The following is a 23662-nucleotide window of genomic DNA, read 5'->3' as shown; positions in this document are numbered from 1 at the left end:
ATTTTCGTTGAGTCGCGTTTTTTGTACGTCGGAGAGTATCTTCTCGCTTGAGATTCTGCGGCAAAGGGCGTGAGGTTATAATAATATGGTAAAGCATTTCACTATATTTACAGGTGGTAACAACGATACAGACAATGACAAAGAAGTTTGAAATAAGAAACAGCACGGAAGAGTTCCTTACGTTCGTGACAACGGGCAAGGAGGATGGCATACAGGTGCTGTATAAAGACGAGACGGTTTGGGCAACGCAGAAAGCAATGACGACGTTGTTCGACGTTGATAGAAGTGTAATAACCAAGCATCTAAAGAACATCTTCGATTCCGAAGAACTAATTGCAGATCGAGTATGTGCAAAATTTGCACATACTGCCGAAGACGGTAAGACCTACAACACCATGTTCTACAACCTTGACGCCATCATCTCCGTGGGTTATCGCGTCAATTCAAGATCGCCTCTTCCGGCAGACATCTACCCTCACGAATGAGGAAAGGAACAGAGAGACAATGAAGATGGAGAGGGTGGATGCCAGACAGAGGGGGAGAAGCCATGCGCTTCCGAGGCTGGCAGGAAGATCTAAGACACAATGCCAAAGAAGTTGTCTGACAAGCGGATGGTCGTGAAGAAGATAGACGCCGAATGCAAAGGGCGACAAACGACAAATCGTGCGACTCCAAAAACCGTCGCGCAGATTCCAGCGCTGTGCCCAACGGAACAACATCACGGCACTGAAAAAATGGAAACCATTGTAGGCTCCCGTCATGAGTTGCACTTCCTCCTTTCCACCGCGCCATTGAAACAGAGCGAGGCAAAGGGTCAGCAAGATGCAGTAGCCCAGAAACGCCCAACCGACATATCGATGCGGAGCCGGAGCATGTTGCCGCAGATAGCCTCCGAAGAAAAAGAGCGAGATGAACCAAAACAGTGATTTGTTTCCACTGAATATCTCGCCGTAGGGAACACCGAAGAATTTGAAATTCAGCACCGCCAACACTGCCAAAAGGATGAGATAGTCGCGGCGAGTGAGTTGTGCAGCCAGACGGCTTAGGAATGGAGCGAGGGCAAGGAGGGCGACATATCGCGTGACAAACCAATAGACATCACTCCAAAGCGGCAGCAAATAGCCCATCTTCCACTCCTCTGTGCCCACCGCGTCAGTCAGAATGAGACAGGCAGGGATAGCAACCGAGAAAAGGAAGGTTTGGAGCCAAACTTTTCCCATCTTCTCCCATTGAAAACGACTGGAACGAATGAGAAAGTAGCCTGTGATGAGCACATAGACGTTCACACCGACGGAACAGATGTTCACCCATGCTTGCAGGAGAAAATAATTCGCACACTCCACTCCGTCACTCAGATGAAAGACGGGCGGGTGATTAAACAAGTCCATCCCGTGGGTGGAGGTGTGCAACGCCACGATGAAAAACATGGCGAGCAGGCGCAGTGCTTCAAACTGCGGAAGTCTTGGAGTGGCTGGTTTCATGGCATGAACAGTTTGCAATATTTCTCCACGGCATCGCAGATTTCGGAGAGAAGGACGTATTCGTCGGCGGTGTGGGAGCGGGAGGAGGAGCCGGGACCATATTTAAAGGAGGGAAAGGACATCAGCGCCTGATCGCTCAGCGTGGGAGAGCCGAAGGGAGTGCCGCCGAGAGCCACGGCGCGCTGCACCAAGGGATGAGTCAGTTCGATGCGGGAGGAACTGAGGCGGGTGGAGCGCGGTTCAACGTCGCAGCGCACCTCCCGTCGGATGAGTTCAAGCAGTTCCTGGTTGGAATAGCACTCATTGGAGCGCACATCCACCACGAAGCGGCAGGCATCGGGCACGACGTTGTGTTGCGTGCCCGCTTGAATCTGGGTGACACTCATCTTCACCGGTCCGAGCAGGTCGGTCTGACGGGGGAAGAGGTGGGTACGGAACCAGTGTATGTCGGGCAGTGCTTCGTAGATGGCATTGACGCCTTCATTGCGGGCAGCATGTCCCGCTTTGCCGTGGGCGGTGCAGTCCAAGACCATCAGTCCTTTCTCTGCCACGGCGGGCTGCATCTCGGTGGGCTCGCCGACGATGGCGACATCCACCTTCGGCAGGCAGGGCAGGGCTTTCTCGATGCCATTCTTGCCGGACACTTCCTCTTCGGCGGAGGCAAGGAAAATGAGATTCCACGGCAGGTCTTCACCGCGCAGGGCGAGGAAGACGTGGAGAAGACTGACGAGTCCGCCGCCGCAGTCGTTGCTGCCGAGTCCGAAGAGTCGGTCGCCTTCCTGCGTCGGGGTGAAAGGGTCGCGCTGCCAGCCCGCCACGGGTTTCACGGTGTCAATGTGGGCGTTGAGCAGGACGGTTCCTTTGTCGGGAGAGAAGCCGGGCTGTTCGCACCACACGTTGTTACCGATGCGCTTGGGCGACGCACCTTTCTCTTTCAAATAGTTTTCCAAAAAATCGGCACAGTCGTTTTCTTCGCGACTGAGCGAAGGACGCCGAATGAGTTCTGCAAGCAAAGAAACGGCATCGCGAGCAAGAAGGTCAAAGTGGATAGATTTCAAAATGGTAGTGTGAGGGGAAAGGATTCAAGTTGAGGTTCGTCTGTCACACGGTTGAAGAGAAGAGGCAAACACAAACAATGACTTTCAGTTATGTATTTGCCACTTCAACTCCTGCAAAAGTAAAGGTTTTCCGGCATTCCTGCGCGCTTTCATGAACCATTCCGCTGTTTGAAGCGTCAAAAGAGAGTCAAAAAGAGGGTCGGTGAAGCCGCTTTTCATGAGAAACAGAAACCTGAGCCAACCCCTTGTGCTTGCTAAAAATTATGGCTGCCCGCTCAAAGTTTGCTGATGGGACATCACATCTTACTGTACAGGAATACCACTCGGAACATTGTCCAAGACATCGTTCGCGGACGCCGCTCCGTCACTCTTTCCCACCGCTCCGTCACTTCTGCGCGCCGATTTGTCACTTACCGCCGTGCCGCGGCATGTTTACCGCCGTGCCGCGGTAAGTGACGAGATGCGCACGCAGGAGTGACGGAACCTAAGGAAAGAGTGACGGAATCTAATGAAAAAGTGACAAAGCCAAAGGAAAAATCGTTGTCACGGCGCGCAAAACCACAAGTTGGTCTAAGATATCAGATTGAAAACGCAACTACTTTCTCTTGAATGCTCCTTATTCCATAATTTATAAGTTCCCCCTTAAATGAATAGAGCCGAGGCTTCAGCGGCACAAAACGCGCTTTAGAAATGGCGGATTCCAAAAAAACGAGTAACTTTGCATTTGTTAGTGATTGCAACCCCGTTGGAACGTGGAAGTTCGTTGAAAACGCCACATCCGGCGGTGCGTTTGCTCATCAGTCAAACCGTGAAGTCAAACCAACGGGAGACTCTCAAACTCTCTGACTTCCAAAACCGGAACGCTATGCAAACCAAATGTCACCTCTCCAAACTGATTGCCGCACAGGCAAAGAAATATGGAGACAGAGCGGCACTGAGTTACCGTGACTATGACCTTGACAAATGGGTGGACATCTCTTGGAACACCTTTGCCAAGAAAGTGAAAGACGTCTCGCTCGCCCTGCTCCACGCCGGGGTGAAGGTGCAGGAGAACATTGCTGTCTTCTCCCAAAACAAACCGGAAACACACTTCGTCGATTTCGGAGCCTACGGCATCAGAGTGGTCACCATCCCCTTCTATGCCACCAGCAGCGGCGCACAGGTGACCTACATGCTGAACGACGCGGACATCCGCTTCCTCTTCGTCGGAGAGCAACAGCAATATGACACGGCGTTCAGCATCATCTCCGTCACCCGGTCTCTGGAGCGCATCATCATTTTCGACCCGAAAGTGAAGAAGAACCCCAAAGACCACCTTTCGGTCTATCTCTCCGACTTCCTCCAAGAACATCTTCAGGGAGACCGCAAGGCTTTAGAGGCGGAATATGAGCACAGACAGGCTGATGCAAACTACCGCGACCTCTGCAACATCCTCTACACCAGCGGAACGACGGGACAGAGCAAGGGCGTCATGCTGACCTACGACCAATATCGCGAAGGCTTCCGCGTCAACGACGCCGTGCTGCCGCTCTCCGACAAAGACGTGTTCCTCAACTTCCTGCCCTACACCCACATCTTCGAGCGTGCCTGGTGCTATCTCGGACTCACCGAGGGCGCACGACAGTGCATCAACCTGCGCCCCACCGACGTCTTGAAGTCCTTGCAGGAGGTTCACCCGACCTGCATGTCCTCCGTGCCGCGCTTTTGGGAAAAGGTCTATCAGGCTGTGATGGAGAAAATGGAGAAAGGCTCTTTCCTCGAGAGAAAACTCATCAGCGAGGCACTGGAAGTGGGAGGAAGATATTGGACACAATACAAAGCCAAAGGGAAACCCGCGCCCATGGGGCTCACGCTGCAATATCAACTCTACGACAAAACCATCATCAAAACGCTGCGCAAAACACTGGGATTGGAACGCGCCAACATCTTCCCCACCGCCGGCGCCGCCGTCTCACCCGAAGTGGAACGCTTCGTGCACGCCGCCGGACTGAACATGGTGGTCGGCTACGGACTCACCGAAAGCCTCGCCACCGTTTCCTGCGACCACTGCGACAAACCCATCACCATGGGCTCCGTCGGAAGACTGATTGACGGAATCGAAATCAAAATCGCAGACAACGGTGAGATTCTCCTGAGAGGAAAAACCATCACACCGGGCTACTATCGAAAAGCCTCAGCCACCAAAGAGGCAATCGACGAGGAAGGATGGTTCCACACCGGCGACGCGGGCTACATGAAGAACGGAGAACTCTTCCTCCGCGAAAGAATCAAAGATCTCTTCAAAACGTCCAACGGAAAGTACATCGCACCGCAGATGATTGAATCGAAACTCGTCCTGGACAAATACTTTGATCAAGCGGTCATCGTCGCCGACGAGCGCAAATTTGTCAGCGCACTCATCGTCCCGAACTACGTGCTCCTGGAAAAATATGCCCACGACCACGGCATCGCCTTCGCCTCACGCTCCGAACTCTGCAAACACGAGAAAATCATGGAGTTCTTCACCGAACGCATCGAAACCCTGCAACAGGACCTGGCGCACTACGAAAAAATCAAACGCTTCATCCTCCTGCCCGAACCCTTCACCATGGAGAACGAAGAACTCACCAACACACTCAAGGTGCGCCGACGCGTGGTCTATGCGCACTACGCTGACCAAATCGACAAAATCTATGCGGATGCCGAAGCGGCAGCCCATGCTTGAGGGGGTGTCCGATGAATTAGGTTGAAAACATAAGCACTTTCTTTGGAACACTCCTTAACTCACGATTTACAGAACACCCCTGACATTTGACAAATAATATCCCAATGATTACTTCAGACCAACTGAAAGACGCACAATCACGTGCCGAAGCACTCTACAAATATCTTGACATCGAAGCCAAAACCATGCAGTTCCAAGAGGAACAGCTCCGAACACAAGCGCCGGACTTTTGGGAAGACGCCAAACGAGCAGAGGAGCAAATGAAAAAGGTGAAAAGCCTTGAAAAATGGATTGAAGGCTACAAGCAAGTGAAAGTGCTCGTCGATGAACTGGCGCTGGCTTTTGACTTCTACAAAGAAGAAATGGTCACCGAAGAGGAAGTCGATGAAGCCTACGCCAAAACCATCGAGGCTCTCGAAGAACTGGAGATGAGAAACATGCTCCGACAAGAGGAGGACTCCATGGACTGCGTTCTCAAAATCAACTCCGGCGCCGGAGGAACGGAGAGTCAGGACTGGGCACAGATGCTGATGAGAATGTACATGCGCTATGCCGAAGCCCACAACTACAAATGCACCATTTCCCACCTCCAAGACGGAGACGAAGCGGGCATCAAAACCGTCACGATGGAAATCGAAGGCGACGACGCCTACGGCTACCTCAAAAGCGAGAACGGAGTGCACCGTCTGGTGCGCGTCTCCCCCTACAACGCACAAGGCAAGCGCATGACTTCCTTCGCCTCCGTCTTCGTCACACCGCTGGTGGACGACACGATTGAAGTCTATGTCGATCCCTCCAAAATCTCCTGGGACCTCTTCCGCTCCGGAGGTGCCGGCGGACAGAACGTGAACAAGGTGGAAACCGGTGTGCGTCTGCGCTATCAATACAAAGACCCGGACACCGGCGAAGAAGAAGAAATCCTCATCGAAAACACGGAGAGCAGAAAGCAACTCGAAAACCGAGAGAACGCCATGCGACTCCTCCGCTCACAACTTTATGACCGAGCCCTCCAAAAAAGAAAAGCAGCACAGGCGAAAATTGAAGCGGGAAAGAAAAAAATCGAATGGGGAAGCCAAATCAGAAGTTACGTCTTTGATGACCGCCGCGTGAAAGACCACCGCACAGGATTCCAAACGAGCGACGTCAACGGCGTCATGGACGGAAAACTCGATGGTTTCATCAAAGCCTATCTCATGGAGTTCTCTGAAAACGAACCGGAGTGAAAACGCTGCCCCATACTCCTTTATATATAGCAGCATACCCGCAGCCGACACACCTATTTATATATATAGCAGCATAACCTCAAAATACAACATACCATGAACAAACTGAAACACCAAGCAAAGAAAAAGGCGCGCGAAGCACGTCAGGCAAGACAAGCAAACCGAGTCGTCAACGGAATCTTCATCGCACTCATCCTGCTGATGATTCTGGCACTCATCGGCTACTATCTCCTGCAATAAACCCACCGCTCCGCATTTATCAGAATCAGTCTCTCCATTCATTCTCACGAATGGTTCCAAAAAGGGTCCTTTGATGAGAGTGAATGGAGAGAAACTTAAAAGCGCCCCGGCGCTTCCCTCCCATGGCATTAGAAATCGAAAGAAAATTCCTGGTGAAAGGAGACTACAAGTCCCTGGCACACGCCAAAAGCCACATCATCCAAGGCTACATCTGCAGCGGACGCGGCAGAACGGTGAGAGTGAGGATGCGAGACGACGCGGCATTTCTCACCATCAAAGGACCATCGCGCAACGGAGGTCTCTCACGCTACGAGTTCGAGAAAGAAATCACACGCGATGAAGGGCTTTCCCTGCTCTCCCTCTGCGAGCCGGGCATCGTGGAAAAGGTGCGATGGCTCGTGCGCTTCGGGAAACACGTCTTTGAAGTGGACGAGTTCCTCGGCGAGAACGCCGGACTGGTCGTTGCCGAAGTGGAACTGGGCTCGGAAGACGAAGCCTTCGAACGACCGGACTTCCTCGGAGAAGAGGTGACCGGAGACCGAAAATACTATAACTCCTCGCTCCGCGCCTTCCCCTTCTCGCAGTGGAAGTGAAAGCAAAAAGTGGAAAATCTCCATTGTGTCCGGGGCATATCTTTGAAGTCATTTAACGTGCCCGTGACACCGCCGTGACACTGTCACCGGAATTACCGGACAGCAATAATTCTCCGCGTTGAGCAGATTTGAAAAAAATCTCCGCGTTGAGCAGATTTGAAAAAAATCTCCGCGTTGAGCAGATTTGAAAAAAATCTCCGCGTCGAGCGGATTTGACGAAGGCTGACGCCTCTCAAGAGTTTGAGAAGTGTCAGCCTTCATTGATTCTACATAAAAAAAGTGGCGCGAACGCACTTGAATTGCAACGTCCACGCCACGCGTAAAAAACAGAAAAGTTACGAAAGAGTTATTTTCTCAACGGATGAGTTTCTCGCGCAGTTTGGCGAGCATGTCCACAGTCATCTTGTCGAGGTCATATTCTGCCTTCCAGTCCCACTCCTGCTGAGCAGCGACATCGCTGAGACTGTTTGGCCAGCTGTCGGCATTGGCTTGCTTGAGCGGATCCACGTCATAATCCATCTCAAATTCGGGCTTGTATTTCTTGATGGCGTTGAAGACACCTTCGGGGTCAAAGGACATGGCTGCGATGTTGAAGGCGTTGCGGTGGATGAGTCGGTAGGGGTCTGCTTCCATCAGTTCGACGCAGGCGCGGAGGGCATCAGGCATATACATCATGTCCATGTAGGTTCCCTTTCCAATGGGGCAGGTGAACTTCTCGCCTCGCACGGCGCTGTAGTAGATGTCGCAAGCGTAGTCCGTGGTGCCGCCGCCCGGAGGAGTGACGTAGGAAATGAGACCGGGGAAGCGCACGGAACGCGTATCCACACCATATTTTCTGTAGTAATAGTCAGAGAGGAGTTCGGTGGTCACCTTGGAAACGCCGTAGATGGTGGTGGGGCGCTGGATGGTGTCTTGTGGCACATTGTTACGCGGTGTTTCGGGACCGAAAGAGCCGATGGAACTGGGGGTGAAGACTGCGCACTCATGTTCGCGAGCCACCTCAAGGACGTTCCAAAGACCGTCGATGCCGATTTTCCAAGCCAGCTGAGGGCGACCTTCTGCCACAACGCTCAAGAGAGCGGCGAGATTGTAGATGGTATCTACATGATGTTTGAGCACAACAGTGGCAATCTGTTCGGGATTGGTGACGTCGCAGATTTCAAAAGGTCCGCTTTCGCGAAGTTCGCCGCGGGGCTTAGCGCTGGGAATGTAGCCGCAAACGACGTGGGTGTTACCATAAATCTCACGAAGTTTCAGTGTCAGCTCAGAACCGATTTGGCCTGTAGCACCGATGACCAGAATATTTTTCATGATTAGAGTTAGAATTGGATTGTAGGTTCAATTTTTTCTGTGCAAAGGTGCAACCTTTTTTTGAGATTTATAATTAGACATGATTTATTTTTCCAAAAAATGTAGTTCCTTTGCGGGAGAGAACGGAACTTTCGTTTCTCAGACCGCAAAAAACAGCCCTCTCTCGCGAAAAAAACGGAAAAGAGCGAAAAACTCGAACCATATTCTATTCCTTATATATACTTTATTATGTACGGTAAATTCCAAGCACATCTCCAGAAAGAACTGGAGGACATCAAGCAGGCAGGTCTCTACAAAGAAGAACGTCTGATTGAAGGCGCCCAGCAGGCAGCCATCCAAGTGAAAGGCAACGAAGTGCTCAACTTCTGTGCAAACAACTACCTCGGACTCTCCAACCATCCCCGCCTCATTCAGGCTGCGAAAGACATGATGGACCGCAGAGGCTACGGCATGTCCAGCGTGCGCTTCATCTGCGGCACGCAGGATGTACACAAAGAACTCGAGAAAGCCATCTCTGACTATTTCCACACCGAGGACACCATCCTCTATGCCGCTTGCTTTGATGCCAACGGCGGTGTCTTCGAACCGCTCCTCACTGCCGACGACGCCATCATCTCCGACGCCCTCAACCACGCTTCCATCATTGACGGCGTGCGCCTCTGCAAAGCAAAACGCTACCGCTACGCCAACGCCGACATGGAAGACCTCGAACGCCAACTCCAGGCAGCACAGGAACAGCGCTTCCGCATCATCGTCACCGACGGCGTCTTCTCCATGGACGGAAACGTGGCGCCGATGGACAAAATCTGCGACCTGGCTGAGAAATATGACGCACTCGTCATGGTGGATGAAAGCCACTCTGCAGGTGTCGTTGGTCCCACCGGACACGGCGTCAGCGAATTCTTCGGAACCTACGGTCGCGTGGACATCTACACCGGCACTCTCGGCAAGGCTTTCGGCGGCGCCATGGGCGGTTTCACCACCGGTCGCAAGGAAATCATCGACATGCTCCGTCAGCGCAGTCGCCCCTACCTCTTCTCCAACTCCGTGGCTCCCGGCATCGTCGGTGCTGCCCTTGAAACCTTCAAGATTTTGGGAGAAAGCAACGCGCTCCACGACAAACTCGTCGAGAACGTGAACTATTTCCGCGACAAGATGATGGCTGCAGGCTTTGACATCAAACCGACACAGAGCGCCATCTGCGCCGTCATGCTCTACGACGCTAAACTCTCTCAGGACTACGCTCGCAAGATGCAGGAAGAAGGAATCTACGTCACCGGATTCTACTATCCCGTCGTTCCGAAGGACCAGGCTCGCATCCGCGTCCAGATTTCTGCAGGTCACGAACGCGAACACCTCGACAAGTGCATCGCCGCCTTCATCAAAGTGGGCAAAGAACTCGGCGTGCTGAAATGAGCAAACGAGAAAGAACGGAGCGTTTGAACCAAGAATAAGACGCAAAAGTTCAACTGCCACCCATAACCAACTGCACCCCGCTGCAAGATAGATTCTTGTGGCGGGGTGCTGCTTTTTGTGGAAACTGTGTCAGAGGATTCATGGCTCATTTGACCCTCATGTTCATCTTTCTCACAATCTCACGCTCTTTTGGGCGGGATAGACAAAGAGGATGTTGCGCATGGAGAAGTAGCGCTCAATTTGAACGGGCAGGCGGTCAAGATAGTTTTGGAAGGATATGGTGCCGCGGCGGGCACAGACAAACACCGCCATCTCGTCCTGCCGCACGGCGTGCGCCAAGGGAAGGAGGTCGGACCAGGAGACAAAGTCGTGATAGCGCGGGTCGATGCGACTGCCGTGCGTCTCGCCGTAGTGGCGCAAAGCCTGCAGTGTTTCTTTTCCGCTATAGACATCCACCGGACAACTCAGTTGTCTGGCGAGCAGGGCGAGCCGTTCCACCCAACCCGAGAAACCGGGTTCAAACTGTGCCTTGCGAGGGATGAGCACGTGAAGACGACGCACCGTGTTGAGGGGAATCGTGCCACGATAGATGAAGATTTGACGTTCCACGGAGGCAAGCAGGTCTGTCCCGAGTTTTCCAAAGAAGGCGTCCACGAGTTTCTCTTTTTGGTGCAAACCGACGACGAGGTCTGAAACGGCATTCTCCTTGACCGTGTGACTGATGCCGCTGACCACGTTGACCGACCAGCGACTGTAGGACTGCATCCTGACGTGGGCGGCGGCAGCCATCTTCTCAGCGCGTTGCAGTTGCGTCAATCCGCTCTGTCGGGCGGAGGGGTCGTCCTCCAACACCACATTGAGTGCAATGAGCGGCGAGGCGGAGCGGGGACGGCGAAGCAGAAGGGCAAGACTGACCAAAGTCCCCACCGTGTCGGGATTATTGACCGCTATGAGAAGACGATCAGCGGGCAAAACGGCACTTTCGTCGCTCACTTCGGTGTGGCGGTTCATCGCCAGCCTCCGTGCCACACGCTCGGTGATGAGCGAACTGCAAACGCAGGTGACGAGGATGAGCAACATGGCGCCGTTCAGCACTTCCTCACCCAAGAGGCGGGAGCCGTCGGGCTGAATGATTTTATAGCCGACCAACACCACAGCCAGTGTGGCTGCGGCACGGGAGCCGGTCAGCCCATACATCAGCCAACCCTCGTCCGTGCTCATGCGAAACACCCGCTGAGTCGTATATGCCGCCAGCCATTTCGTGAAAAGCCCGACGGCAATCATGACGAGCGCCACGACCCACGCTTCGGCATGGCTGACCAAGGCGTTGAGGTTGATGAGCATGCCAACGCCGATGAGGAAATAGGGGATGAAGAGGGCGTTGCCGACGAACTCGATGTGGCTCATCAACGGAGAAGAGGGAGGTATGAGACGGTTGAGCACGATGCCCACGAGGAACGCACCGAGGATGCCTTCCATGCCGACGAACTCCATCAGACCGGCGCCGAGGAAGACGAGAACCAACACGAAGACATATTGCACAACGCTCTCATCGTAGCGACGGAAGAACCAGCGTCCGAGCCGCGGGAAGGCGTAGATGATGAGCAGACCGAGGAGAATCACTTTGACCACCAGCCAAACCCAGGTCCAGCCCGAGACGTTTTCTTTGAACATACCGCCCACCACTGCCAGCACGAGCAACGTCAGCGTGTCTGCCACAATCGTGCCGCCGACGGCGATGTTCACGGCGGGGAGACGCGAGAGACCGTAGCGGAGGATGATGGGATAGGAAATGAGCGTGTGGGAGGCATACATCGCCGCCATCAGCACTGCTGCCGCCACGCCGAAACCCAACAGGAAACGGTTGGCGAGAAAGCCGATGAGCATGGGGATGATGAAACCAAGTAGCCCGAGCGTGCCCGCCCGGACTTTCATTCGCTGCACGTCTTGAAGGTTCATTTCAAGACTCGCGAGGAACATGATATAATAGATTCCGACCTTTCCAAACAACTCAAAACTGCCGTCGCGGTCCAACACGTGAAAACCATGCGGACCTATCAACAGACCGGCGAAAATCATGCCCACAATGGAGGGAACGTGCAAACGCTCCAAAAGCATCGGTGCAAACAAAATGATGGAAAGCACGATGAAGAATATCCAAGTGGGGTCTGTGATGGGCACGGGGAAAGGAGTGAAAGACTAAAAGACTAAGAGACTAAAAGACTGAGAGACTAAAAGACTAAGAGACTAAGAGACTAAAAGACTGAGAGACTAAAAGACTAAAAGACTAAAAGACTAAGAGACTAAAAGACTAAGAGACTAAGAGACTAAAAGACTAAAAGACTAAAAGACTAAAAGACTAAAAGACTGAGAGACTAAAAGACTAAGAGACTAAAAGACTGAGAGACTGAGAGACTGAGAGACTGAGAGACTAAAAGACTAAAAGACTAAAAGACTAAGAGACTAAGAGACTAAGAGACTAAGAGACTAAAAGACTAAAAGACTAAAAGACTAAAAGACTAAAAGACTAAAAGACTAAAAGACTAAAAGACTAAAAGTATAAAAGACTAAAAGACTAAGAGTAGGCGCTGCGAGGCAGTGCAGGGATTGGGGGAAACTTGCGCCGTTGCTCAACGCTTAAGCCTGTATTTTTGCTTGCAAAACTACAAAATATCCTGCATTCTGTTCGGCCCGCGGTGCGGAAATCGTTCATTATGCGACACAAATGAAAAAAACATTGTAATTTTGCCGCGCAAAAAGAGAAAATCCATCACCAAACCGGACAGACCGCAAAGCAAGGAGCATCTCCTTCGGTCACAAAACGTGGCAAGTCGTTCCGGTTCAAAACATCCAAAATCTCATGAATGTTGCTATTGTGGGTGCCAGTGGCGCCGTAGGTCAAGAATTTCTGCGCGTACTTGCAGAACGTGAGTTCCCCATCGACAATCTGTTGCTCTTCGGTTCAGAGCGAAGCGCAGGACGAAAATATGTATTCCGCGGTAAGGAAGTGGAAGTGAAACTGCTCCAGCACAACGACGACTTCAAAGACGTGGACATCGCCTTCACCTCCGCCGGCGCAGGCACTTCCAAAGAGTTTGCAGCCGACATCACTCGCTTCGGTGCCGTCATGATTGACAACTCCTCCGCCTTCCGCATGGACGAGGACGTGCCTCTCGTCGTGCCCGAGTGCAACGCCGCCGATGCGCTGAACCGTCCCCGCGGCATCATCGCCAACCCTAACTGCACCACCATCATGATGGTCGTCGCACTCCAAGCCATCGAGAACCTCTCCCACATCAAACGCGTCCACGTAGCCTCCTATCAGGCTGCCAGCGGAGCAGGTCAGGCTGCCATGGACGAACTCATGGAGCAGTATCGTCAAGTCTTGGCGGGCGAAGAACCCACCGTCCAAAAGTTCGCCTATCAACTCGCCTTCAACGTCATTCCTCAGATTGACGTCTTCCAAGAGAACGGCTACACGAAGGAGGAGATGAAGATGTTCCACGAGACGAAGAAAATCATGCACACCGACTGCCTCACCTCTGCCACCTGTGTGCGCGTCCCCTCGCTCCGCTCCCACTCCGAAGCCATCTGGGTCGAAACGGAAGAGCCCCTGGAAGTGGCAGACGTCCGCAAGGCAGTTGCCGAAGGCGAAGGCCTCGTCCTGATGGACAACCCCGAGAAGAAGGAATATCCCATGCCCCTCTTCCTCGCCGGAAAAGACCCCGTCTATGTAGGTCGCATCCGCAAAGACCTCGCCAACCCCAACGGCTTGACGCTCTGGCTCGTCAGCGACCAGATTCGCAAGGGCGCAGCCCTCAACGCCGTTCAAATTGCCGAATACCTCATCAAAGTCGGCAACGTGAAGTGACGCCGCAGCCCGACATCCTTTTGTAATCACATAACGGTTATATTATTATTTGTTTTCCTGGTGTTCTCAGAATCGGTTCGTCCGTTCTGAGAACACTTTTCTTGTACGCACGGCTGTCGTGGGGGAACAACACGACGGGGAGTTTTTTCAAAACGAAGGGTCTTTTTTGGGCGGTCTCAAAAGTGTAAGCGGGCAGATTGGCTATTATGACACACCGCCTCCAAAATTTTCCACACCCAACGCCCTTTTTCGGTTTTAACACTTCTTGCTTTTGGCGATGAAATGTATTATATTTGTATAGAGATATGGGAGGAGCCTCGGCTTCCCCCTTTTTTCGTCACTTTCCCTTTAAAAACAGGGATTTAGGAGCGCATCCAGGAAAAATTTGCCTTCTTCTAATTTAAATTTGCCTTCTTCTAATTTTACTTAGGTGCGCTCCTAAGTAAAACTACGCGCCGAGTAGGCAAAATTGGGAGGCGAAAAGTGTTCCCGAAGGTTAAAAATGTTAATGTCGAATCGCCGAAAAAACGCTCAAAATTGTTGGTTTTTTGGGCGGAAGCCTACCCCAACCCCTCCCTAAAGGGAAGGGCTTTTCAAACTTCAACATGAGGTTCCGTGCTGGGTTCAGTGTAGGGTTTTGGACGCTCGCAGTGTAGGGTTTGAAACGCTCGCTGTGTAAGGTTCAATGTAGGGTTTAATGTATAGTTTGTGTATAGTTTGGAGCACAAACTATACATTCACAACTAACAGAGAATCAGTGCAATGTAGGGTTCTTTGTCGGCCTTGTGTAGAGTTGTATAGTTTTTTCTTACCCCCTTTATTTATGTATAGTGTAGCGTTGAAACGGAGTGACATCAAACCCTACACAGCGGCAAGGCGATTCCGCGCTCCTCAGACTTTCTTACCCTCCGACACCTAACTTTTCTTTTTTGACCGTTCGTCTTTTTGGGGCAGAGCGAAGCGTGCTCCAACACCTTTTTCTAATCCCTTCCACGCCCAAAGGCGGAGTTGGTCGAGCAACAGGCTGCCCGCCATCACTGCCAAGAGGAAGCCCGCCATGACGGCGAGAACGGCGACACCGTCGAAGTCACCGAAGATTTGGAGACACGTGTCCTTGAAATAGGGGAAGACCAGCGGATTCTTGTGGATGACATAAATCGAAAGAGAAGAAGCCGCCAGCAAATTGACGATGCGGGAGGTGAAGTGGCATTTCTCAAACCAAAGGAAGAGGGAAACGGCTGCCAAAAAAGTGAAGGGGGACTCATAGACCACGGTTTGAATCCCCGACGCTTTCATCGCTCCGGCGGTGGAAGGGTGTTTGCTGAGGAAGAAGAGACCGCAGTTGAGCAAGGTGCAAACGAGGAAAGCGCCGAGACAGACGGGACGGGGCAAGCAGGTGAAGGCGGGACGGTGGAGGCGCATGTAGCGGGCGAAGAGATAGAGCGCCATGAACCAAACGACACTATAGCCATCGCTAAAATCCGTGGTGTTGCGCATCCAGCCCAGCAGGAATGCCGACGCGAAGAAGGCAAGAAGCAGACGCTCCATCGTTGAACGGTCGGCACTCGCAATGAAGGCGTTGAGCACGGGCGAGAGAATGAACAGCAGCAGATAGCTTTGAATGAACCAAAGTCCGCCGCAGGGATAGAGGCTTTTCAAGAAATCGCCCGTCTCGAAAGACTCGCCGCAAACGGTCAGCACAACGCCTGCCAGGAGGTTGAAGAAGAAGACGGTGAAGAGGAGGTTGAGTGCGCCGCGCCACGACGGGCGGATGCCGAACCAGCCGGAGATGAGGACGAAGAGATTGACGGCGGGCAGGGCGAGAAACTCCCAAAAGGCTCTTCCGGAAAACGCCAAAGCGTCGCGGGAGAACAGAGCGTGGGAGGGTTCGCCGAGACTGAGAAAATCAGCGTGCAGGATGAGCACCATCGCCATGGCGACGAGTCGGAGCAGTTCAAAATTGGATTCGCGGGGAGGCTTGGGAGAAGGGGATGTCATGGTATATGGGTATAGGGTTGCTCTGTAAATCATGGAATCAGGAGCGTTCAAAAGAAAGAACTTACGTTTGGGTTGCAGAGTCTCTAATTCATTCCTTCGCGCACCCGTTTGTAAGTTTCGTCAGTCACACGGTTCGGAACGCCCCTGCACAGATTTTGGTTGCAATTATACAAAAAGTCTTTTGCATTTCGCAGTCTCCCGGCGTGAAACCACCCGAAAAGGTTGTAACTTTGACGCCGTTTTCAGTGGCGCACGCCGCCGCGCACCACTTCCCCACCCTTTTCCGATCACATACTCCTTATATTATATATGCGAAACTTCAACAAGCCCACCTCTTCGACCTACACCGTTCGAGAAGCCACCGAACTCCTGCCGTTCATCCTCCACGTCATGCAGGGCATCAGCCACTCCCGCGCCAAAGCGATTCTCAGCGGCGGGGGCGTGAAGGTGAACCGCCGCAACGTGACCCGCCATGACTATGCGCTGAAGCCCGGCATGGTGGTGGAAATCGCCAAGCGCAAACCGCGCAACGAACTCAAATCGCCCTTCGTGAAGATTGTCTATGAGGACGCTGCCATCATCGTGGTGGAGAAGGCGGTGGGCATTCTGTCCATGGCAACCTCGCCCGCGATTTTCTGCGTGAAGCAGGTGCTGGACGACTATTTCCGAAAATCGCGGCAGCGCTGCACGACACACGTGGTGCATCGTCTGGATCGCGACACCTCGGGCTTGCTAGTCTATGCGAAGACCTTGGAAGCGGAGCAGATTCTGGAACACAACTGGCGCGAGATTGTCACCGACCGACGCTACGTTGCTCTCGCCTCGGGAGTCATGGAACAGAAGAAGGGGACGGTGCAGAGTTACCTGAAGGACAACAAGGCATACATCACCTACTCTTCTCCCACGGACAACGGGGGAAAACTCGCCATCACGCACTACCGCGTCCTGCGCTCCAACGACACCCACACGCTGGTGGAACTGAAACTCGAAACGGGACGCAAGAACCAAATCCGAGTGCACCTCCAAGACCTCGGGCATCCGGTCTGCGGAGACATCAAATATGGCAACGGCGATGACCCACACCACCGCCTCTGCCTGCACGCCTACCGCCTCTGCTTCTACCACCCCATCACGGGCGAACCCCTGAAGTTTGAAACCGCCCTGCCCCGCTGGCTGTAAAGGGGTGCTCCATAGATTATGGAATGAGTAGCATTCAAAGCACTGACGTTTGCAACCCTATTTCTTTAGGACTTCCCTGAAAACCACGACGTTTGCAACCGAAGAACGACCAACTCTTTTCAGCCCGTCACCTTGACCACCGCGAAGCCACATTGCCCATGTTTGTCCAACTCCTTCTTCCGCTTGCCCTGCAAAACACCTACACTTACCTCCTGCCCGCCCGACTGGAAGGCAAGGTGAGAGTGGGCAGTCGTGTCGTCGTGCAGTTTGGAAAGAAACGCCACTACACCGGCATCGTCGTCAGCCTCGCCGCCGAGAATCCCGAACCCGGCATCGCGCTGAAGGAAGTGGAGGAAGTGTGGGACGAAGCGCCCATCGTCACGCCCGACCAACTCCGCTTCTGGCAGTGGATGGCGGGTTATTATATTTGTACGCCGGGCGAGGTCATGAAAGCCGCCCTGCCATCGGGGCTGAAACCCGAGAGCGAGACCTTGGTGGCGCGCTCGGAGGATTGGGACGGCGACCCCGAGGAATTCTCCGCCCGCGAGCGGAGCCTGTGGGACGAATTGGGTGCAGAGGAAGGTGTGCGCCTCACCGACATCGAGCGGAGGCTGAAGGTTGAGAACCTCCTCCCCACCGTGCGCCGACTGATGGACGTCGGAGCGGTGAAGGTGTTCGAACAGATGGGACGCGGTTTCACGCCTCGCACCGAAACCCACGTGCGACTGACCGACGCCTACGCCGACGAGACCGTCTTGAACCAAGTGTTGGACGGTCTGCGCAGAGCCCCCGCCCAGGAGCAATGTCTGCTGACCTATCTCGACCTCGCCGACGCCGGCGCCGCCTTGAAACTCCACCATGCCCATCTTTTGAAGGAGGTGCGCCGCGCCGACCTCACCCGCTGCGGCAAAGGTTTTGACGCCGCCCTGCGGGCACTGGAGAAGAAAGGCGTGGTGGAAAGTTATCCCTTTGTGCTTGACCGCGCCCCCTCCAAATCCGTTGCCCTGCTCCCACGCAAACAACTTGACGAACAGCAACAAAACGCCTTCAACGCCATCCGCCGCAGTTGGGAAGAGAAGAACGTCTGCCTGCTCCACGGCGTGACCTCCAGCGGCAAGACGGAAGTCTATATCCGCCTCATCGAAGAAGAAATCCGACAAGGGCGTCAGGTGCTCTATCTCCTGCCCGAAATCGCCCTCACCACCCAAATCACGGAACGCCTGCGCCGCGTCTTCGGCGAAGACATGGCTGTCTATCACTCCAAGTTCCCCGACCGCGACCGCGTCGAACTCTGGAAGCGACAACTCTCCGACCATCCCTACCCCTTGATTCTCGGTGTGCGCTCCGCCCTCTTCCTCCCCTTCTGCAACCCCGGACTGGTCGTGGTGGACGAGGAACACGAGACGAGTTTCAAGCAACAGGACCCGGCACCGCGCTACCATGCCCGTGACGCCGCCATCCTCTGGGGCACGATGTTCGGCGCGAAAGTGCTCCTCGGCTCTGCCACGCCCTCGCTGGAGACTTACCACCACGCGCTTTCGGGGAAATATGGGCTGGTAGAAATGCCCCGTCGCTTCGGCGAGGCGCAGCTGCCGGAAATCGTGGTGGAGGACGTGAAGGAACTGCGCCGCAAGAAACTGATGAAGACACCCTTCTCCCCTCGACTGCGAGAAGAGATTGACGCCGCCCTCCAAAACCGAGAACAAGCCATCCTCTTCCAAAACCGAAGGGGCTACTCGCCGGTGCTCATCTGTCACGAATGTGGCTGGACACCACGCTGCACCCGCTGCGACGTCACCCTCACCTTCCACCGCCAGCAGAACACACTTGTCTGCCACTACTGCGGCAACACGTTCCACGTGCCGGAGAAGTGTCCGCAGTGCGAAAGCACGAGACTCATGGATTCGGGCTACGGCACGGAGAAAATCGAAGACGCCGCCCGCGCCATCTTCCCCGCTGCCCGCACCGCCCGCATGGACCTCGACACGACCCGCTCACGAACAGCCTACGAACGACTCATCGCCGCTTTCGCCGCCGGAGACACCAACCTGCTCGTCGGGACGCAGATGGTGACGAAGGGCTTGGACTTCGAGAAAGTGCGCGTCGTCGGAATCATGAACGCAGACCAGATGCTGTCCCTGCCGGACTTCCGTGCCCACGAACGCTCCTTCCAAATGATGTCGCAGGTGGCAGGACGTGCCGGCAGAAAAGGACAACGCGGACTCGTCGTCTTGCAAACGCGCCAGCCCAACCTGCCCGTCGTGGAACAGGTGGTGCGAGGAGACTACAAAGCCATGTTCCACGAGCAGTTGGAGGAGCGGCGCATGTTCCGCTATCCGCCCTTCTTCCGCCTCATCTACGTCTATGTCAAACACCGCGACGCTGCCACCGCCAGCCATGCCGCCGAAGAGTTGGCACGTCTGCTGCGCCCCTTCTTCGGAACGGATTTGCTCGGACCGGAACGCCCCGTGGTGAGTCGCGTGAAACTCCTCTACATTTGGAAAATCATGTTGAAGATTTCGCCGGACAAGAAACCGGGCGAGGTGCGCAGCCGCCTGGAGGACGCCCGACAACGCCTGGTCTCCCAATCCGCCTTCCGCAGCGTGACACTGGTCTGCGACGTGGACCCCGTTTGAAAAGCGGCGCTTCCGGACGAAATGGACGTTTCTTCTTAAAAAAGAATAACTCCTCGACCGTTTCACCCCTCCTTTCGGCGCGATATTGTAATTTTGAACGGAATTCCCGTCCGTTTCCTCCCTTTTCGGTTCGTGCGGCGGCGGTCTTCAAACCCTCAAAACATCTAATCACACATCATGGGTCTCATTGAATTCAACAAACTCCCCATCAACACGCTGGTCGGTGCTGACTGGCGCACGTTCAAATCCATCACCGCCGGTCGCACCGTGGATGCGCCGTGGAAAGGAAAATATCGTCTGACGAAAGCCGTCTGCCGACTCCTCTCCACCCTCGCGCCGCTGCAAGACCGAAAATACGAAAAACTGCTTGCCGACAAACCGCTCGAACACGACCCCGTCTTCATCCTCGGCCACTGGCGCTCCGGCACAACCTTCGTCCACAACGTCCTCTCCTGCGACAAACACTTTGGCTTCTGCACCACCTATCAGACCGTCTTCCCGCACCTCATGATGGTCGGACAGCCTTTCTTCAAAAAGAACATGTCCTGGCTCATGCCCGACAAACGTCCCACCGACAACATGGAACTCGCCGTGGATCTGCCCCAGGAGGAAGAGTTCGCACTCTCCAACATGTGCCCCTACACCTACTATAACTTCTGGTTCTTCCCACGCTACATGCAGGAGTATTGCGACAAATACATGCTCTTCGACGGCATCGCTCCCGAAGAACTGAAGGCATGGGAAGACACCTTCAACAAAATGATTCGCATCTCCCTTTGGAACACCGGCGGCACGCAGTTCCTCTCCAAAAACCCGCCACACACGGGACGCGTCAAGGAACTGGTGAAGATGTTCCCCAACGCCAAGTTCATCTATCTGATGCGAAACCCCTACACCGTCTTCGAGTCCACACGCTCCTTCTACACCAACACCATCCAACCCCTCAAACTTGAGGAGTTCTCCGAACAGGAACTCGTGGACAACATCCTCGTCGTCTACAAAAAACTCTATGACCGATACGAAACTGACAAACACCTCATCCCCGAGGGGAACCTCCTCGAAGTGAAGTTCGAGGACTTCGAAGCGGACGCACTGGGCATGACGGAGAAGATATATCGCACCCTCCACATCCCGGGCTTCGACGAGGCACGCACCGCCATCGAACAATACGTCGGCGCAAAAAAAGGCTACAAAAAGAATAAATATAAATACGCCGAAGAGACCGTACAACTCGTTGAAGCACATTGGAGCGACGCCATCCGCCAGTGGGACTACCATCTGGATTGAAACACGGAACGCAGCGATTCGCGGCAAAGACGCAGTGTCAAACTAACGAGAAGACTCGCAGTGATAGAAAGACATAGAACACCCCCTTCAACTCTTCATCTCTTAGACTCTTCGTCTCTTAGTCCCTTTAACTCTTAGTCTCTTTGTGCCCCTGTGTGGCAAGTGTGAACTTGCCATCAAAGCGCGCCCGCCTTTGTCCCTTAGTCTCTTTGTCTCTTTGTCTCTTTGACTCTTTGTCTCTTAGTCCCTTTGACTCTTTGACTCTTTGACTCTTTGTCTCTTAGTCTCTTCCTCTCTTTGTCTCTTTGTCTCTTTGTCTCTTTGTCTCTTTGACTCTTTGTCTCTTCATCTCTTTGACTCTTTGACTCTTTGTCCCTTTGACTCTTTGACTCTTTGTCCCTTTGACTCTTTGTCTCTTCAACTCTTTGACTCTTTGTCTCTTCGTCTCTTTGTCTCTTTGACTCTTTGACTCTTAGTCTCTTTGACTCTTTGACTCCTTTGACCCCTCCACATGACCAACGGCAGACTACTTTGGGTGGACGATGAAATAGAAATGCTTCGCCCCCACATCCTTTTCCTTGAGAAAAAAGGCTATGAAATTGACACCGCAACCAACGGCGCCGATGCCATAGACCTATGTCGCGAGAGCAGTTTCGACCTCATTCTGCTTGACGAGAACATGCCCGGACTTTCGGGACTGGAGACACTCATGCAACTCAAGGAACTCACGCCCAACGTCCCCGTCGTCATGGTCACCAAGAACGAAGAGGAAGACCTCATGGAACAGGCGATTGGCTCCAAAATTGCAGACTATCTCATCAAACCCGTCAATCCCAACCAGATTCTGCTGACGCTCAAAAAAAACATTCACGCCAAAGAACTGGTGCAGGAGGTGGCACAAACGGGCTATCGACAGGACTTCGCCCGCATCGGCATGCAACTCAGCGAGAACCTCACCGCCGAAGACTGGAAGGAACTCTACAAAAAACTCGTCTTCTGGGAAATGGAACTCGCCACGACCGACAGTGCCATGAACGGCATGTTGCAAATGCAGAAGGAGGAGGCAAACCTCACCTTCGCCAAGTTCGTGCGGAAAAACTACGAGGAATGGATTACCAACCCCGACGCACGCCCGCTGATGAGTCCCGACATCTTCAAACGCTGTGTCTTCCCGCGCCTCAGTGCCGGACGGAAAGTGCTGCTCCTCGTCTTGGACAACTGCCGCTTTGACCAGTGGCGCATGCTCTCCGCAGAACTCTCTGATGACTTCGACATCGAAGAGAACCTCTACTACAGCATCCTTCCCACCGCCACGCAATATGCCCGCAATGCCATCTTCGCCGGACTGATGCCGCTCCAAATCAAGGAAATGTATCCAGACCTCTGGGTCGATGAGGAGGAAGACGAGGGCAAAAACCTCAACGAAGAGGAACTGATTCGTCAGCAACTGGCGCGCTATCGCCGCCGCGAGACCTTCACCTACCACAAAGTGAACGACTCGGGCGCCATGGACAAAATCCTCGGAGGCTTCTCTGCCATGGCGGCACATCCGCTGAACGTCTTGGTCATCAACTTCATCGACATCCTCAGCCACGCACGCACAGAATCCAAAATGGTGAGGGAACTGGCGGGAAGCGAGTCTGCCTATCGAAGCATCACGCTCTCCTGGTTCCGACACACGCCCATCAAAGACCTCTTCCGACGCCTCGCCTCCGAAGACTTTGACATCCTCATCACCACGGACCACGGCAGCATCCGAGTAAACACGCCCACCAAGGTTGTCGGAGACCGAAACGTGAACACCAACCTGCGCTACAAACTCGGTAAAAACCTGTCCTACAATCCCAAGGAGGTCTATGAGGTGAAGCAACCGAAAAAACTACTACTTCCGCAGCCCAACCTCTCCACAGCCTATATCTTCGCCACCGGCGCCCGCTTCTTCGCCTATCCGAACAACTACAACTACTACGTGCAATATTATAAGGACACGTTCCAGCACGGCGGCATCTCCATGGAGGAAATGCTCATCCCGCTCATCTCCCTCAAGGCAAAGGGGAATCGATGAAGTCCGAACCCAACACACGCGGCGACGACTCGATGACTCGGCAACTCAACGCATTCTATACCACGCCGCAGGCGCACCAAACATCAGAGATGCTTTCAAGAATGCGCAGTGGAGGCAAAAACAAACAAAAACTCCCAACTGCGGAGGAACAGTTAGGAGTTCGGGGTGCGCCTGATAGGACTCGAACCTACACGTCTCGCGACACCAGATCCTAAGTCTGGCGCGTCTACCAATTTCGCCACAAGCGCCTTTCGGGTTGCAAATGTAAACAATTTCTGCGAAGAATCAACCACCCAGGCTAATCTTTCCTTTCCATCTGACACGGCTCTTTCATTTAAGATTGCGTTGCATTCTCAATGAGAGGGGGTATTTTTATAGTGAAAACTATGGGTGTGTGGTTAGTTTATTTTGTTGATTTCCAGCAAAATAAGTGTTTAAAAAATTAGTCAAGTGGCATATTTTTCGTAACTTTAAAGGTGAAAATCAAACAGTTACATTGAAAAATGAAGCCACTTGACCAAAGATGTTTGATTGACGCACATAAGCTCAATCACACCACAAAAGTAATAAATAAATCCGTACCGCAGGGCAGTATCTTGG

15 protein-coding genes, 1 tRNA gene and 1 pseudogene are annotated in these 23662 nt (G+C 53.4%); 11 read left to right on the top strand and 6 right to left on the bottom strand.

The annotated features are described in order from the left end of the window. Positions 1–134: 134 nt before the first annotated feature. Positions 135–446, top strand: a pseudogene (locus tag I6E40_RS06330) (cell filamentation protein Fic); the annotation flags it as partial. Here the strand turns inward: I6E40_RS06330 and I6E40_RS06325 are convergent. Both I6E40_RS06325 and I6E40_RS06320 read right to left on the bottom strand, forming a co-directional pair. Then, the gene (locus I6E40_RS06325; RefSeq protein ID WP_262910859.1) at positions 444–1481 is read right to left on the bottom strand and encodes an acyltransferase; all 1038 of its coding nucleotides are present in this window, start codon (positions 1479–1481) and stop codon (positions 444–446) included. The pseudogene I6E40_RS06330 and the gene I6E40_RS06325 sit on opposite strands and share 3 nt — an antisense overlap. Further along, the gene (locus I6E40_RS06320) at positions 1478–2530 is read right to left on the bottom strand and encodes a M20 family metallo-hydrolase (protein WP_235386187.1); all 1053 of its coding nucleotides are present in this window, start codon (positions 2528–2530) and stop codon (positions 1478–1480) included. The genes I6E40_RS06325 and I6E40_RS06320 overlap by 4 nt, the downstream gene beginning before the upstream one ends. Before the next feature lie 874 nt (positions 2531–3404). On the opposite strand from I6E40_RS06320, the gene I6E40_RS06315 reads away from it, so the two are divergent. From I6E40_RS06315 to I6E40_RS06300, 4 genes are all read left to right on the top strand, one after another. After that, positions 3405–5243, top strand: coding sequence for an AMP-dependent synthetase/ligase (locus tag I6E40_RS06315; RefSeq protein WP_235386174.1), 1839 nt, complete (start codon positions 3405–3407; stop codon positions 5241–5243). A 104-nt stretch (positions 5244–5347) separates the two neighbouring features. Further along, the gene (prfB, locus tag I6E40_RS06310; RefSeq protein WP_235386172.1) at positions 5348–6466 is read left to right on the top strand and encodes a peptide chain release factor 2; all 1119 of its coding nucleotides are present in this window, start codon (positions 5348–5350) and stop codon (positions 6464–6466) included. A 96-nt stretch (positions 6467–6562) separates the two neighbouring features. Further along, the gene (locus I6E40_RS06305) at positions 6563–6706 is read left to right on the top strand and encodes a hypothetical protein (protein ID WP_235386170.1); all 144 of its coding nucleotides are present in this window, start codon (positions 6563–6565) and stop codon (positions 6704–6706) included. 122 nt (positions 6707–6828) lie between these two features. Beyond that, positions 6829–7299: a CYTH domain-containing protein gene (locus tag I6E40_RS06300; protein ID WP_235386168.1), complete on the top strand. Its 471-nt coding sequence runs from the start codon at positions 6829–6831 to the stop codon at positions 7297–7299. 354 nt (positions 7300–7653) lie between these two features. Here I6E40_RS06300 and I6E40_RS06295 read toward each other — a convergent pair whose 3' ends face one another. Then, the gene (locus I6E40_RS06295) at positions 7654–8610 is read right to left on the bottom strand and encodes an NAD-dependent epimerase/dehydratase family protein (RefSeq protein WP_235386167.1); all 957 of its coding nucleotides are present in this window, start codon (positions 8608–8610) and stop codon (positions 7654–7656) included. A gap of 228 nt (positions 8611–8838) precedes the next feature. Here I6E40_RS06295 and kbl point away from each other — a divergent pair, with 228 nt between their 5' ends. Beyond that, the gene (kbl, locus tag I6E40_RS06290; RefSeq protein WP_235386165.1) at positions 8839–10026 is read left to right on the top strand and encodes a glycine C-acetyltransferase; all 1188 of its coding nucleotides are present in this window, start codon (positions 8839–8841) and stop codon (positions 10024–10026) included. Positions 10027–10197: 171 nt separating this feature from the next. Here kbl and I6E40_RS06285 read toward each other — a convergent pair whose 3' ends face one another. Next, entirely contained in the window at positions 10198–12207 is a 2010-nt protein-coding gene (locus tag I6E40_RS06285) for a cation:proton antiporter (RefSeq protein ID WP_235386163.1), read from the bottom strand. Between the two features lie 679 nt (positions 12208–12886). On the opposite strand from I6E40_RS06285, the gene I6E40_RS06280 reads away from it, so the two are divergent. Beyond that, entirely contained in the window at positions 12887–13897 is a 1011-nt protein-coding gene (locus I6E40_RS06280; protein ID WP_235386161.1) for an aspartate-semialdehyde dehydrogenase, read from the top strand. 915 nt (positions 13898–14812) lie between these two features. Here the strand turns inward: I6E40_RS06280 and I6E40_RS06275 are convergent. Then, on the bottom strand, positions 14813–15895 hold the full coding sequence (locus I6E40_RS06275; RefSeq protein WP_235386155.1) for an acyltransferase: 1083 nt from the start codon (positions 15893–15895) through the stop codon (positions 14813–14815). 309 nt (positions 15896–16204) lie between these two features. On the opposite strand from I6E40_RS06275, the gene I6E40_RS06270 reads away from it, so the two are divergent. The 4 genes from I6E40_RS06270 to I6E40_RS06255 all read left to right on the top strand — a co-directional run bounded on the left by I6E40_RS06270 (position 16205) and on the right by I6E40_RS06255 (position 23062). Next, on the top strand, positions 16205–17074 hold the full coding sequence (locus tag I6E40_RS06270; protein WP_235386153.1) for an RluA family pseudouridine synthase: 870 nt from the start codon (positions 16205–16207) through the stop codon (positions 17072–17074). Positions 17075–17166: 92 nt separating this feature from the next. Next, positions 17167–19710: a primosomal protein N' gene (gene priA / locus I6E40_RS06265; protein ID WP_317207403.1), complete on the top strand. Its 2544-nt coding sequence runs from the start codon at positions 17167–17169 to the stop codon at positions 19708–19710. 177 nt (positions 19711–19887) lie between these two features. Next, a complete protein-coding gene (locus I6E40_RS06260; RefSeq protein ID WP_235386151.1) occupies positions 19888–20997 on the top strand; it encodes a sulfotransferase family protein in 1110 nt (369 codons plus the stop codon). 511 nt (positions 20998–21508) lie between these two features. Beyond that, positions 21509–23062, top strand: coding sequence for a PglZ domain-containing protein (locus I6E40_RS06255; RefSeq protein WP_235386149.1), 1554 nt, complete (start codon positions 21509–21511; stop codon positions 23060–23062). A gap of 166 nt (positions 23063–23228) precedes the next feature. Here I6E40_RS06255 and I6E40_RS06250 read toward each other — a convergent pair. Beyond that, a tRNA-Leu gene (locus tag I6E40_RS06250) sits at positions 23229–23310 on the bottom strand. Between the last annotated feature and the right edge of the window lie 352 nt (positions 23311–23662).

Origin of the sequence: Prevotellamassilia timonensis (assembly GCF_021531665.1) — a bacterium.
GTDB lineage: Bacteria > Bacteroidota > Bacteroidia > Bacteroidales > Bacteroidaceae > Alloprevotella.
The sequence above is the reverse complement of the archived record's forward strand: the minus strand, read 5'-3'. Positions and strand labels throughout refer to the sequence as shown.